This is a genomic window from Clostridium lundense DSM 17049 (assembly GCF_000619945.1).
GTDB lineage: Bacteria > Bacillota > Clostridia > Clostridiales > Clostridiaceae > Clostridium_AO > Clostridium_AO lundense.
This window is the reverse complement of record NZ_JHVC01000002.1, coordinates 37,703-52,254: the sequence shown is the minus strand read 5'-3', so window position 1 is coordinate 52,254 and position 14,552 is coordinate 37,703. Positions and strand designations below refer to the sequence as shown.

The window sequence follows — 14,552 nt, the reverse complement described above, 5'->3', positions numbered from 1 at the left end:
AATTTATCTTATATTATATTATAACAATTTTTTATTGTCAATTTATTTTCCCAAAGCTTTTAATATTCCATCCGCTATAGCTTGGGCACATTTATTTTGGAAAGAATCACTATTTAAATTTTTCTCTCCTGTTGGATTAGATATAAACTCTAATTCTGCCAAAATAGATGGAGCATCCGTATTTTTTAGTACATAAAATCCTGCAGTCTTTACTTTTCTATCTGTAGTGCCTAGATTTTTAATAAGTTCATTTTGAACATATGTAGCTAGCTTTTCACCCGCTGCACTTCCACTACTATAATAAGTTTCAGTTCCATTAGCAGCAGCTACATCATTAGAATTGCAGTGAATAGCTACAAAATAATTTGCTTTTACACTATCAGATATATCACATCTTTTCTGAAGATCTTGTCTTTCATTTGAAGGCCATGAAACATTGTCACTTGTTCTTGTATAAACTACCTTTACACCTTTACTTTGAAGAATATTTCCTACTTTAAGTCCAACGGATAAAGTAACATCTTTTTCTTTTACCTTTGTTGGTCCAACTGCTCCAGAATCATACCCTCCATGACCTGGGTCTATACATACCACATATCTACTATCACCTTTAGATGTTACAAGTAAAGCTAAACTAACTGTGCCCTTATATCCATCAACAGTTCCAGTATAGCTATAAGTTCCAGCCTTACTGGTATCTACAGTTCTATTACCCCAAGTTACACTAACCTCTTCAACATTTCCATCTTTGGTCTTTGCCTTTACTTTTTCTGGTAATGTGTATTTTTCTCCTTCAGTTACATTATTTATTATATCTTCTACAGAAACATATTTTATTAAATCCTCTACACCTTGTACTTCTCTAGAACTAATAACACCATCTGCTATAGCTTGAGCATATTTATTTTGCATATCAATGCTTGCTAACTTTTTTTCTTCGTCAGGATTATTTAAAAATCCTAGAATGACTTTTACTGATGGAACATTAGCAAATGTTAATTCAGGAAAATCCCCTGTCTTTGCTCCTCTATCCCTAATTCCTGTAGAAGAAACTATTTTTTTCTGTATATTGTCAGCTAACTTTCCACCCTTTGAATCTCCACTTAAATAAAATGTCTCTACACCATTAGCATCACTATTACTCGCCATATTACAATGAATACTTACCAAATAATCTACTTTTTCTATACTTAGAACTTGCAAACGTGGTTTCATATCATCCTTTTCCCAAGTAATATTATCATCTTTTCTTGTATAAATTACCTTTACTCCATTTTTCTCTAATATATTACCTGCTTTTAAAGCAACACTTAAATCTACATCCTTTTCAGTTACTCCAGTAGCTCCTGTAATACCAATATCTTTTCCTCCATGACCAGGGTCTATACATACAACAAGATCTTTATTTGTAGGCTTAGGTGATGTATCCTCTTTAATAGTAAATTGCATTTTTACTGGGTCTGCTAAAGCCTTTCCCGATACCTTTTGTACTCCTTCAGTTACTACTAAAAAATACTTTCTACTAGATTCATACTTGTATGTATTTTTTAAGGAAACTTGTATAGATTTATTATCTGCAGCAATTTGTATATTAACAGGAATGGTTTGTCCACTTTCGCTGGTAACATAAATGTTGCTTTCATTTATACTGCTTCTCTTTATTTCACTATTAAATTTTATAATCCAAGTCTTATTTTGCTCAACCTTATCTTTAGAAGGCCATGCCTTATAATTTGAAGCTGCATTTACCTGACCTGCACCTAAAAATATGGCTAATAAAAATGTACATATTGTTATAAACTTTATCACGACGTTCTTCAAGTAACCACCCCACTTATATTTAATTTTATGTTTAAATATGACTACAACTTTTTAAAGCATAGATCATAAAGCACAGATTAAGGATAATTTTTCTTTATTTTTTACTAAAAATTATGCTACTTTTTTATCTATGCTCTTTGCTCTATGCTCTATAATCTAAAAATTTATTTCGTAATTTTTTTATCATACTTAATTACATTATAATATAATTTTCAAATTTTTTATACCTAAAAATATATCATATTTAAAAATTATACCAAAAAATATATCCAACTCATAAAATCATCTTTTCAATTTGATATATTTTTATCTTTTATAATTATATCTTCATATATTTAATATTAGATTTTTTAACATTATCTTTACTAAACCAAAAATATATTAAATTCACCGATGCTACTAATATACTTAAAAGCATGGATACCTTCACATTTACTTTAAAAATAGCTAACACCAGTATTATTAAAGCAGGAGTAAATAATACTATCCCCATAATAATCACCCAATCTTATTATATCTATTCCTTATTGTGCTTTTTTCTTTCAATTAAAAATTTATTGTAAGCATCCTTTAAAGCTACCACCAAAGCCTTTTGCGCTGTTCCTAAAAATCTTTCATGTACTTCGTTTATCATCTTTTCTAAATCCTTTCCAAGATTATATCCTACAAGAATAGATCTTATAAAATCTGTAGTAACATTGCTAATTGTATTGCATGTTATGTCTACAATAATTCCACTTTCCCTATTAACTATTACTCCTAAAAAGAAACAGTTATACATTACTGTAATTGGATCAGTGTTATTAGCTCTAGCTATACCTGTTATGTATATGGTATTTTTATCATAGTTCATTTAGTATCCCTCCTTAATTTTGTTATAACTATATATTAGATTATACACTAGTTCATTAGTTATAAACTACTGACTATTCAAAATTAATTAAATTATTAGTACTTTAATTAACTAAAGAGATATTAATATCAACTTTAAATTAAAAAGATTCGGATTACTGATTGTTTTTAATCAGTCCGAATCTTTTTTCTGAAAATATATAAATCAATCTTTATATTGTATTATCTCCTTTGGACCTTCTAAATCTAACATCTCCATTATTACATCATACTTATCCTTATCTCCTGAAGTAAATATCTTAAAGTATTTATCTTCTACTTCATTAATTAATTCTTTTTCTTTTAAGTAATCCTTTATCGCCTCTGCTTGTTGGAACGCTGGGTTTATAAAGTTAATATCTGGATAGCACTCCTGGAATAAATCTTTTAGTATTGGATAATGAGTACATCCTAATATTATTGTATCTACATGTCCCGCTTCAATTATTTTATCTACATGTAGTTTTATTATTCTTTTAACTTCTTCTCTATCTATCTTTCCACTATCAACAATTGCAGCAAGCTCTGCAGACCCTTTTCCAAATACCCTTATATTCCCCAACATCTTATCATAATAACCACTATTAACTGTGAAATTAGTTGCTATTAATCCAACCTTGTCTTTTTTTAGCGTATTCTTTATATTATCAACTACAGGATCAATTACTTTAATTATTTTAATATCATAATCCTTACTTATCTCATCTATTATTGTGGATATTGTATTACATGCTACAGCGATTACTTTTACATCTTGGCTTATAAGAAATTCTATCATTCTTCTAGTTAGAGCTATAATTTCTTCCTCACTTTTATTGCCATATGGTACATTTTTATTATCTCCAAAATATATTAGATTTTCCTTTGGCAAAAGTTTTTGAAGCTCCTTTACAGTAGTAAGTCCTCCTACTCCAGAATCCATAACTCCTATTGCACTATTTTTTTTCATCATAAAAACCGCCCTCCCACAAAAAATATAAGCCGGTTATCTGTCAATCAGAAAACCGGCTTCATTACATTTATATATACAAAGTTTTATTTTATACTTAATTTGTATACCAATATAATGAACAGTATATATTAAATTTATTTAATATCACTTCATCTATCTTTTAAAAATATTGTATCAAATTAGTCCAAGCTTGTCAATTGTTTTGTTATTTTATATTTTCAGAAAATTATTTTAATAACTTATTTTAGGATATAATAATTAATATAAAATATTATTACAGAGGTGTGAATTATGGAAATAACATGGCTAGGACACTCTTCTTTTCTTATAAAAGATTCTAAGGGAAGAACTATTTTAACAGATCCTTTTGATAACTCTATAGGATATAATACTTTTTCTGGGGATGTGGATATAGTAACAATTAGTCACCATCATTTTGATCATGATTATACAAAAGAAATTTCCTTAAAAGATACAGAAATAGTTGATAAAGTTGGTCATTTCTACGTTTCTGATATTAATATTCAAGGTATACCATCCTATCATGATGAAGTAGAAGGAGCAAAACGTGGTGAAAATATAATTTACTTGTTCCAAGTAGATGAATATAAGCTATGCCATCTAGGTGATTTAGGATACGTTCCATCTAAGGAAGAATTAAAGGAATTGGAAAACGTGGATATATTATTTATTCCAGTAGGTGGTCATTATACTATTGATGGTAAAGAAGCAGCTCAGATAACAAAGTTAATTAAAAGTCACATGATAATACCTATGCACTACAAAACTCCTGATCTTACTTTTCCATTAGAAGGACTTGAAACTTTTCTTAAACATATAAAAAATGCTCATAAAGCTAACAGTAATTCTATAACTATTACTGGAGACTTAAATGACCTTGAAAATCACGTAGAAATACTAGATTACAAATAACTTAAAATTAAAGAGTCATATTGCTATGACTCTTCAGGCACATTAAAATAAATAACAAGTCAAAGATGCAACGGATATTTTGTATCAGGCAAGGAAGCAGATTCCACTGCTAGTAGAGCTATCAGTGGGTTCTGATGACGCAGTATGATGCAAAATAGCCTAGCATACTGACTTATTTATTTTTTTAATGTGCCTTAACTATGTTCAACATGTTCTAATCCTGAATTTATTATTTGATCTATATGATTATCATCTAAAGAGTAAAATACCACTTTACCTTCTTTTCTAAACTTTACCAACCTGGCAGCCTTTAATATTCTTAATTGATGAGATATAGAAGACTGACTCATATCTAGCAACTCTGCAATATCACAAACACATAATTCCTTATTGAATAAAGCATATATTATTTTAATTCTAGTATAATCCCCCAACACCTTAAACAAATCAGATAATCTTGTAAAGGTTTCATTATCTAACATATTCTTTTTTACACAATTAACACAATCGTTATGAACTTTGCAACAGCTGCAAACCTCTATCTCTTCAGTACTTTTCATTTTTTCACCTCAAATACCAAAATATCTTCATATGTATTATATATTCTTTTAATTTTTTATTCAACTTTAAAGGTGATAAATAAAAATTAATATAAAAAATAACCTTCACCATAAAAACTTATTATGCTTATAATTTTCATGGTAAGGTTACCTACTAGATTTAGCTTAACTATAAATAATTACTTTATTATTTTTTAAACTTTCCTTTACATCTATAGTTCTTTGATTACTAGAACCCATATACTTCAAATCTTTTATAACATTATCTTCTTCAAATCTACCATCTACCAAAACATCTATAGTATTTATTAATTCTTTCCAACCTTCATTATTTATATTATTTAATATATATTCAAAGGTATATCCTGTATAGCACCAAATATTAAGTCCTTCCTCTTTAACTAGTTCAGCCAACTTCCATAATGCACCTGCTTGTTCAAAAGGCTCTCCTCCTGAAAATGTTACTCCTCTTATTATAGGAATATTTCTTTTTATTCTAAAGAAAATCTCCTCTATATTTACTTTCTCTCCATAAGAAAAATCCTGCATAGCTTTATTATGACATCCCTTACAGTTATGATGGCAACCTGAGACAAATAATACAGACCTCAGCCCCTGCCCATTTACTAAAGAATTATCTAAAAATCCTGCTACCTGAAGCTCCTCCATGTTAGTTCATCACCTCATAAAAACGCACTCCATGAGTATGAGATACCCTATCTTTTCTTTCTGCCACTTTTCCAGCTCCAAATCTTTCATCTAAACTTAAATATCCTGTAACTCTTGATATTCCCTGAATATTTAAGCTTCCACACTCATGACAACTATTTTCATCATTAATAAGATATGTTCCACAATCCTTACAGTATCTTATATGAAAATTTATACCTATATAATTTATATTAGTATTTTCATATGCATAGTTTAATATATCCATTATTACATCCTGTGTTGGATAATCGTCCAATTCTATATATGTAATATGTCCTCCATTACATAATTTATGATATGGCGCTTCTATATCTATTTTATCCTTTATAGAAATAGAATATCCTACTGGTATATGAAAACCATTAGTATAGTAATTCTTATCAGTAACACCTTTTATCTCTCCAAAAACTTTTTTATCCTGTAAAATAAACTTACCACTCAATCCTTCTGCAGGAGTGGCGTAACAACTCCAATTTAAATGAGTTTCTTCTGTAATTCTATCAGCAAATTCTTTTATATAACTTATAATTTTTAATCCTAATTCCTTTGCCCTTTTTGACTGCCCATGATGTTCTCCAATTAAAGCAGTTAAAGTTTCTGCAAGACCTATAAATCCTATAGCCCAAGTACCCTGCTTTAAAATTGGCTCTATGCTATCTTCAGGCAATAAATCTTCTGAACCTTTCATTAACCCTTGTCCAGCCACAAAAGGTAAATCCTTTACCCTTAATCTCTTAAGTACATCATATCTATGCAATAAAGATTCTTTACTTAAATTTAATCTATTATCTAGAAGACTAAAGAATTTATCTATATCTCCTTTAGCTAATATACCTAATCTAGGTAAATTAATGGTAGTTGGAGCTATATTACCTCTTCCTTTTACTGTAGGCTCACCATTTATATTAGACTGCACTCTAGTTCTACATCCCATGGTCGCAGGTAGATATCCTCTTTCATAATACTCAAGATTAAAATCAGCATCTATATTCATAAAAGTAGGATTCATTCTTTTACTAGCAACTTCGCATGCTAACTCAAATAAGTAAAAATAAGGATCACTAGGATTTTTATTTACTCCCTTTTTCACCCTAAATATAATGTTAGGGAATATTGGTTGTTCCCCTTTTCCTAAGCCTTTCTCATATTCTTTTAAAAATATTTCACATATAAGCGCTGCATCCTTTGATTGAGGAATACCTATATTTATTGAACTAAAAGGTACTTGAGAACCTGCTCTAGAATGCATTGTATTTAAATTATATACAATGCCCTGCATTGCTTGACTTATATTTTTCATTAATCTTTTTTCTACTAATTCTTCTACTTTTTCCCTATCCAAACCTACTTCTATTAACTCTTCCCTTATCTCATTTCTAGTAGGCTCTACAAAGGACGCCATATCATTATCAAAATCTGGATGTGCTTGTCCTCCAAACATATCATTTTGAGTAGATTGTAATAAAATGCATGATAATTCACAAGCTGACTCTATTCTTCTAGGCGGTCTTATATATCCATATCCTGTATTAAATCCTCTAAGCAATACTTCCTTAGTGGGTATATGTAAACAGTTAGTAGTTAAATTATAACTATCTAAATCATGATAATATACATCTCCATTTTCATGTGCCTTTGCCAAATGCTTAGGCATTGTATATAGATTATGCCATTTATTAGATTCACTAGCTATTCTTAATAATTTTGATGAAAAATTATTTCCTACATTGGCATTATCTCTATCCGTTTCCACTCCTATTTTCTCTATTGCCTTCATTAAATCAGATTTTATTTCTCTTATTTTGGTTCTTTCTTTTCTATAGTTTGCGTAAGCCGTTCCCACTTCTCTATAGTTATTCTCTAAAAGAGTTTTTTCTAATATATTTTGAATTTCTTCAACAGAAATTTCCTTTTCCTCAGTATCTTCTAACCTTCTTATTACTTTTTGAGTTAAATCTATGAACTCACTTTCCTTTAGATTATACCCTATTTCTTCAGAAGCTCCCTTTATAGCATTCGTAATCTTTGTCGAATCAAACGTAGCCTTCCTGCCATCTCTTTTTACAACATGTAGCACAACTAATTCCCCCTACCTACCATATATTGTGTATGCACCTTGACATTATACTATGGCAAATTATTTTAGGCAATTTTAAAAATAACATTGAAATGATACTAGATTTATTTTCTCCTTATTATCTTCCTATTTTTCATTTTCTTATACCCATGATGATGTTGATATTTTAAAAATATATAATTTGGTACCTTTATTACTTTAAATGTAATAACTTCAAATATAATTATTATATAAAGATTTTACATTTGCATATATGGTAAAATTTGTATAAAATAATATTAAGATTAACTATAGAATAGGAGTATTTATTATGAAAAAAATCATTTTTTTATTACTATGTATACCATTTATTATGTTTAGTAGTTGTAATAAACCTAATGAAGAAAAAAAGGATATAGCAACAGAAGAACCTCCCAAAAAAATTGAAGAATCATATTTTTCCCCTTATACAGGAGAAAAGATAACAAAAGATATTTATGACAAAATACCATTTATGGTAATAATAGAAAACTCAAAAGACGCTCGTCCTCAATCTGGTTTGATCCAAGCAGATATAGTTTATGAAACCATGGCAGAAGGTGGAATCCCTAGATTTATGGCCCTTTATCATAAAAACGACTCAGAAAAAATTGGACCTGTCAGAAGTGCTAGACCTTATTTCCTTGATATAGCTATAGAAAATAATCTTCCATTTGCCCATTGTGGCTATAGTGAAGAAGCTGAAATAAGAATAAAAAAAGAACAATTACCTAGTTTAAATGAATTTACATACGGAAAAGCTTATTGGCGAGATAAAAGCAGAAAATATGAACATAGTCTTTATACTTCTTCATCTAAGTTAAGGGAATTGATAAAACAAAATAAATTTTCTTTTAGCTCTAAATTTCACTTTAAATTTAACAGTGATTATTGGAAAAATGCTACTTTATCTGATTGTAGTAGCACATTATTAAAACTTAATAAATATTATAATACTTCTTACACATATAAAGATGGACTATACTATAAGTATATGTCATCAAATCAATGTAAAAATAGAGAAGATAATGCCCCCATAGTTGTAAATAATATTATAGTTCAAATAACAGATATAACATTAAAAAAAGATGCCTTACAACATATAAACATACGTCTTACAGGTGAAGGTACATGCTATATTATCAGTAATGGTAAATTTATTAAAGGTAAATGGTATAAAAAAGATCTTAATTCTAACACTGTATTTTTAGATGACCAAAATAAAGAAGTCCCTTTATCTCAAGGAAAAACTTGGTGGAACATTATAGATAAGCAGGCTGAAATAAAAATTAAATAATTAAACAATGAGGATGATAATATACGTTTAATTTATTAAATATATATTATCATCCTCATTATAATATATGTTACTAACCTTTTTCATTATTACAATGATATTTCTTTTTATCTTTATACATTTCTCTATCTGCCTTTATCAAAATATCATCTAATGATATTTTATCATCATAACTAACGCAATAAATACCATAACTAAAATCTAAATTTATATTTACTAAATTTAAATTTCTTAATTCATTCTTTATTTCTTTTATTTTATTTTCTGCATTTTCTAGAGTATAATTTTTAAATAATAGTATAAACTCATCTCCTGATATTCTAGCACATATATGTTCTTCTGTAATGCTACTTTTTAATACTTGGGCAAAAACCTTTAGTATTCCATCTCCTATATTATGCCCATAAGTATCATTAATGCATTTAAAATTGTTAATATCCATTGCTACAATTGCTAGCATACTCATTTCCTTTTTTATTTCTTCTATTTCTTTTATAAAAATACTCTTAAAATATCTTCTATTAATAAGCCCAGTAAGCTCATCATAATTTGCCATATACCTTAATTTCTTCTGTGTTAAAGAATTTTTTAATACTAACTCCAATTCATTTTTTATATAATTCATAAATATCCTATCTTCTTCTGTAAAAATCTTATTATAGCTTGTACTATCTATATTTAGCAATCCTATTAAATCATTATCTATATATAGTGGACAACTTATAGTGCAGCTAATATCTAGTGCGTTATTTTCTTTTAACTTATTAATGTTCCGCTTACTTAAAAAATTTTCATCAAATTTAAAAGGATTTTCTATTATTATACTTTCTTTAGATTCTATATTATTTATAAATAATTCTTCCTTTCTAAAAGAAATATTCATTAAATCTTTTGGATATCCCACTAAAGTTTTGAAATAAAACTTATTATCATCATCTAATATAATTATACTTCCCTTAGAAGCATATGGAATTAATTTTATAGATGTATTTAATATTCTAGAATATATCTCCTCTTCATTATCTGTATTACTTATAGTATAAGCAACATCATATAATGTTGATCTTATTTTTTCTACTGTTTGAATATAACTTTCCATTTTCCTAGTTTTTATTGTTTGTAGCAAAATAACACCTATTAATAATATTAATATGCCAATTAACAACTTGTTAATCATTTTTGCCTCCATTTGATCACGCTATACTTTTAATTAGAATTATATCCTCCATAGATTTAATTTACAACTTATTTATATCATTGTTTTTAATACAGTAATTAAATTAATTAAACATGTAAATACTATTAATAATATTATTATAATGGAGGTAACATTATGCTAGGAAGAATAATTGATATGAATAATACAGAAGCCTTTGTAAGTTTTGAGAATGGAATCACTACGGAGGTAAGTAAATTTAGTCTCCCTGAAAATGTACATGTAGGAGATACAGTAAACATAGATCCTAATGTAATGAGACTTACAAATGATAAATTAATCGACTTCTTCTAAAGCCATACATAAATACTTACTACTATAAAAAAATAAGGAGAAATCTATCTCCTTATTTTTTCATTATTCTGTAGCAATTGCATTTGTTGGGCAACTAGATTCTGCTTCTTTAGCAGCATCTTCAGATGAACTTGGTACATCCTCTACTATAGTTCTAGCCTTTCCATCATCATCCATTTCAAAAACATCTGGTGCTACTGATGGGCATAATCCACAACCTATACATGCTTCCTTATTTATAAAAGCTCTCATTGCTATAACCTCCTTATATATATAAGTAATATTATAGTTTTATTTTTACCCTATTATTATTTATTTATAACCATATTTTGATTCCAAATTTAGCAAAAAAACATATAGCCTTATTCTTCATAAGGCTATATGTTTTAATTCTTTTATTTATTAGATAATAAATTAAAATTATTTATTAATTCATTATATCCTTCATATTCACTTACAAATTTTTCAGCTTCACCCTTTTCCATGCTTTCTACTAAATCTAAGTTAATTGGCATTTCACAAATTAATGGAATTTGCAAATATTCAGCTTGTTCTTCTGCAGATTTTTTACTGAATACTCTTATCTTTTCACCACATTTTCCGCATTGAACATAAGACATATTTTCTACAACGCCTATTATATTAACATTTAATTTTTCTGCCATTATTACAACTTTTTTAACAATCATAGAAACCATTTCTTGAGGAGTTGATACTACTACCATACCTTCTACAGGAATACTTTGCATTATAGTTAATGCTACATCTCCAGTTCCTGGTGGCATGTCAATAAGAAGATAATCTAAATCTCCCCATTCGGTATCAACATACATTTGTGTTAAAACTCCTGTAATAACTGGACCTCTCCAAATAACAGGTTGTTCCTCCTGTTCAGTTAATAAATTCAAAGAAATAACTTTTATTCCAAGTGAAGTTTCTACAGGACTAAACTTCACTTCTTCAGTATTTTCTATTTGAAGTATATCTGCTCTTTCTTCATTTATTCCAAAGAATCTTGGCATTGATGGTCCTGTTATGTCTCCATCTAAAACTCCAACTTTGTATCCAGCTTTTCTTAACTGAACTGCTAATATACCAGTAACTGTAGACTTTCCAACTCCACCTTTACCACTAATTACTCCAATTATATGCTTTATCTTTCCATGCTTAGGTACTAATTTAGAACAACTAGCTTCTTTGCTATCACATTTACCCTTACTTGGACAACTTTCACAATTACTCATAAGTTTTCCTCCCAACTATCTCTATGTATGAATACTTTAATAATTATAGCACTAAATGTTAAATAGTTGAACACTTAATACTAAACTACAAAAATATGAACCATTTATTATTATGTACAATATTTCCCTAACTAAACTAAAAAAGATATTGCTATTACGCAATATCTTTAAAATCCATCTGGTCTACTATTAGATACTTCTACATTCCAAGATCTACTTTTATATTCAGCCTTTACATAATACTTAGTTTCGCTTTTATCTACTCTATCATAAAAAGTTATAATAGATTTATATAAAAGTCGTTTATATCCTTGAGTTTTTACTGTCATTACTACATTATATTTAGAATTATCTCCTTCTACTAAACTTGCATTATTATATTTTCCCTTTAGTTTGCTCTTAAAATCCTCTAAATCTGTAGAAAGAATAAACTTTGATATATCTATATCTTCATCCAAGTTGATACCTATATTTTTGTTTTTATTCACACTCTTTGAGTACTCATTTAAAACTTTTAAAATTGAATTATAATAAATATCAGTAAAATCTTTAGGAATTCTTATATTCCAAAAACTTTTTATTATATCATTATCTATTCTTTTAGATACAATATATATTTTATCTTCACTATATAAGTTTCCTGCATCCTTTTTATCTAATCCTGCTATATAATTAAACTTATGAACCTTATCATGAGCCTCATGCATTTCAAAAACATAATCTGGTTTTAGTGTTGATTTTTCTTTTGCTTCTTTAGCACTTGACAAAATTTCATAAAGTTCTTGAATAGCTCTCTTATCAGTTACTACAAATCTATACCCTTGATCTCTAGTATTTTGTATAACTATTTTTTCTATTTTATTTTGTTTTATATATTCAAAGTCATTATTTTTCAATCCAAACTTAACCTTTAATGAATCCAGTTTACCACAACCAGTAAAACACAAACTAAAAGCTAATAATACTAATATTACTTTTTTCTTTAAATTCCTTGTACCCTTTAACAATCTACTTAACCTCCTAGGTTAATTGTAAATATTTTCATCATTTTGTTTAAGCTTCTTAAACTTGTCTAAATTAAAAATGATGATCCCTATTATAACTGTAAATAAACTTATAAATTGAGAAGTAGATAATACTCCTACTACACCTCTAGGATCATCTCTAAAAAACTCTACTATTATTCTACCAATGCTATATATTATAACATAAGCAGAAAATACTCTACCACTTTTTCTTTCTTTTTTATCATACCACAATAAAAAAAAGGTTAATAAAAAATCAAAAATAGCAGAATAAATTTGTGTCGGATGTCTTATAACTCCAGAAGACACAAATGGGGAATTAGTAAATTCAACTCCTATAGATAATGTTGTAGCCTTTCCATAACAACAGCCTGCAAAAAAACATCCTATCCTACCAAAACCTTGTGCTAATGAAACAGTAGGTATAACTGTATCAAATACCTTTAATGGTTCCCAATGTTTTTTCTTACAAAATAAATATACTGCTACAGCTCCCCCTATTATAGCTCCATATATTACAAAACCATTACCAACATTCTTCAATATAGATGGATCTGAAATTATATCCTTAATCTCAGTTATAATATATAATAACTTGCCACCTATTACTCCAGATATTATAGCAATTATAGACATATTAAAAATATCATCTTCATTATAATTTTTATTTCTTACTCTATAATTTAATAATAATAATGCTGATAGAATTCCTAATGCTATCATAGTTCCATATCCATATACTTTTATACCTAGTACCTCAAATAATACTGGCTTCATACTTATTATTTCCTCCTATGTAATAAGTCACTTAAAGTTAAAACTTTAATAACATTATAACATATAAACTAATCAATAATTATATTTTATTTTCTAACATTAATTACTTTTATTATATTATTTGCCATCATAATTTAAGGTTTGTACTATAGTTTTAAATATAACAGGCATGTTCTCCTTGAAATTTTCATTCCTGACAAAAAATGAAAATCTAATAAGCTTATCATTACTTTTTATAAAATATTCGTAGCTTCTAAACTTTAAATTTTCCGAATTTTGTATTACATATTCAACTAATTTCCACTTTCTATTATTTATTGTTACTTCTTTAACACTGTAATTACTAATTATATTTTGCTTTTTTGATATCTCCTCACTTTTTTTAAGAAATGTATCCAAATCCTCTTTCATATCCCACACTTGTGCAAATCCATGTATTTTTAAATCCTTAGATTGAAAATCATTATGATAAATTATTTCACTACCTCCAAAAGATCTTTCAGTAGTAATCCACTCTGAAGGTAATTTATATGTTAACTTACCATTTAGGGCAGTATACTCTTTTAATGAATTTATGTTACTTTGCATTAATGTAGTTAATTTCATTTGATCTCTGAATTTATTTTGCATACTAAACATTATTATCATAAGCCCTATAATAATTATTGAAACCCCTAATCTCTTCTTGTTTAATATAATAACCCTCATACTAATCATACTCCTTTTTTATTAAATT

The 14,552-nt window shown here is 27.7% G+C and carries 16 protein-coding genes; 3 read left to right on the top strand and 13 right to left on the bottom strand.

Annotated elements, in window-relative coordinates; all coding sequences use genetic code 11:
- Positions 1-42: 42 nt before the first annotated feature.
- The 4 genes from T514_RS0104065 to murI form a co-directional block, all read right to left on the bottom strand.
- Positions 43-1,809, bottom strand: a complete 1,767-nt coding sequence (locus T514_RS0104065; protein WP_051541773.1) for an N-acetylmuramoyl-L-alanine amidase — start codon at positions 1,807-1,809, stop codon at positions 43-45.
- A 331-nt stretch (positions 1,810-2,140) separates the two neighbouring features.
- Complete coding sequence (locus T514_RS26475; RefSeq protein WP_156939794.1) at positions 2,141-2,314, bottom strand: hypothetical protein; 174 nt, start codon at positions 2,312-2,314, stop codon at positions 2,141-2,143.
- A gap of 24 nt (positions 2,315-2,338) precedes the next feature.
- Complete coding sequence (locus T514_RS0104055) at positions 2,339-2,674, bottom strand: DUF3870 domain-containing protein (RefSeq protein WP_027623615.1); 336 nt, start codon at positions 2,672-2,674, stop codon at positions 2,339-2,341.
- 204 nt (positions 2,675-2,878) lie between these two features.
- Positions 2,879-3,664: a glutamate racemase gene (gene murI / locus T514_RS0104050; protein ID WP_027623614.1), complete on the bottom strand. Its 786-nt coding sequence runs from the start codon at positions 3,662-3,664 to the stop codon at positions 2,879-2,881.
- A gap of 291 nt (positions 3,665-3,955) precedes the next feature.
- On the opposite strand from murI, the gene T514_RS0104045 reads away from it, so the two are divergent.
- A complete protein-coding gene (locus T514_RS0104045; RefSeq protein ID WP_027623613.1) occupies positions 3,956-4,597 on the top strand; it encodes an MBL fold metallo-hydrolase in 642 nt (213 codons plus the stop codon).
- A gap of 194 nt (positions 4,598-4,791) precedes the next feature.
- On the opposite strand, the gene T514_RS0104040 is transcribed toward T514_RS0104045, so the two are convergent.
- The 3 genes from T514_RS0104040 to T514_RS0104030 all read right to left on the bottom strand — a co-directional run bounded on the left by T514_RS0104040 (position 4,792) and on the right by T514_RS0104030 (position 7,945).
- Positions 4,792-5,157 (bottom strand): ArsR/SmtB family transcription factor, encoded by a 366-nt coding sequence (locus tag T514_RS0104040; RefSeq protein WP_027623612.1) that lies wholly within the window; start codon positions 5,155-5,157, stop codon positions 4,792-4,794.
- A 165-nt stretch (positions 5,158-5,322) separates the two neighbouring features.
- The gene (gene nrdG, locus T514_RS0104035) at positions 5,323-5,826 is read right to left on the bottom strand and encodes an anaerobic ribonucleoside-triphosphate reductase activating protein (RefSeq protein ID WP_027623611.1); all 504 of its coding nucleotides are present in this window, start codon (positions 5,824-5,826) and stop codon (positions 5,323-5,325) included.
- A gap of 1 nt (position 5,827) precedes the next feature.
- Positions 5,828-7,945 carry an anaerobic ribonucleoside triphosphate reductase gene (locus T514_RS0104030; protein ID WP_027623610.1) on the bottom strand — a complete coding sequence of 706 codons (2,118 nt, stop codon included), beginning with the start codon at positions 7,943-7,945 and terminating at the stop codon, positions 5,828-5,830.
- A 310-nt stretch (positions 7,946-8,255) separates the two neighbouring features.
- Between T514_RS0104030 and T514_RS0104025 the strand changes: the two genes are divergently transcribed.
- The gene (locus T514_RS0104025) at positions 8,256-9,260 is read left to right on the top strand and encodes a DUF3048 domain-containing protein (protein WP_027623609.1); all 1,005 of its coding nucleotides are present in this window, start codon (positions 8,256-8,258) and stop codon (positions 9,258-9,260) included.
- A 73-nt stretch (positions 9,261-9,333) separates the two neighbouring features.
- Here T514_RS0104025 and T514_RS0104020 read toward each other — a convergent pair whose 3' ends face one another.
- Positions 9,334-10,437: a sensor domain-containing diguanylate cyclase gene (locus tag T514_RS0104020; RefSeq protein ID WP_051541771.1), complete on the bottom strand. Its 1,104-nt coding sequence runs from the start codon at positions 10,435-10,437 to the stop codon at positions 9,334-9,336.
- A 156-nt stretch (positions 10,438-10,593) separates the two neighbouring features.
- Between T514_RS0104020 and T514_RS26900 the strand changes: the two genes are divergently transcribed.
- On the top strand, positions 10,594-10,770 hold the full coding sequence (locus T514_RS26900; protein ID WP_169735797.1) for a hypothetical protein: 177 nt from the start codon (positions 10,594-10,596) through the stop codon (positions 10,768-10,770).
- A 63-nt stretch (positions 10,771-10,833) separates the two neighbouring features.
- Here the strand turns inward: T514_RS26900 and T514_RS0104010 are convergent, their stop codons facing one another.
- The 5 genes from T514_RS0104010 to T514_RS0103990 all read right to left on the bottom strand — a co-directional run bounded on the left by T514_RS0104010 (position 10,834) and on the right by T514_RS0103990 (position 14,524).
- Entirely contained in the window at positions 10,834-11,022 is a 189-nt protein-coding gene (locus T514_RS0104010) for a ferredoxin (RefSeq protein WP_027623607.1), read from the bottom strand.
- Positions 11,023-11,165: 143 nt separating this feature from the next.
- Positions 11,166-12,014: an Mrp/NBP35 family ATP-binding protein gene (locus T514_RS0104005; protein ID WP_027623606.1), complete on the bottom strand. Its 849-nt coding sequence runs from the start codon at positions 12,012-12,014 to the stop codon at positions 11,166-11,168.
- 167 nt (positions 12,015-12,181) lie between these two features.
- Positions 12,182-13,021 (bottom strand): YhfM domain-containing protein, encoded by an 840-nt coding sequence (locus tag T514_RS0104000; protein ID WP_027623605.1) that lies wholly within the window; start codon positions 13,019-13,021, stop codon positions 12,182-12,184.
- Positions 13,022-13,039: 18 nt separating this feature from the next.
- Positions 13,040-13,816, bottom strand: a complete 777-nt coding sequence (locus T514_RS0103995; RefSeq protein ID WP_027623604.1) for a prolipoprotein diacylglyceryl transferase — start codon at positions 13,814-13,816, stop codon at positions 13,040-13,042.
- Positions 13,817-13,933: 117 nt separating this feature from the next.
- Positions 13,934-14,524: a hypothetical protein gene (locus T514_RS0103990; protein WP_027623603.1), complete on the bottom strand. Its 591-nt coding sequence runs from the start codon at positions 14,522-14,524 to the stop codon at positions 13,934-13,936.
- Positions 14,525-14,552 lie beyond the last annotated feature (28 nt).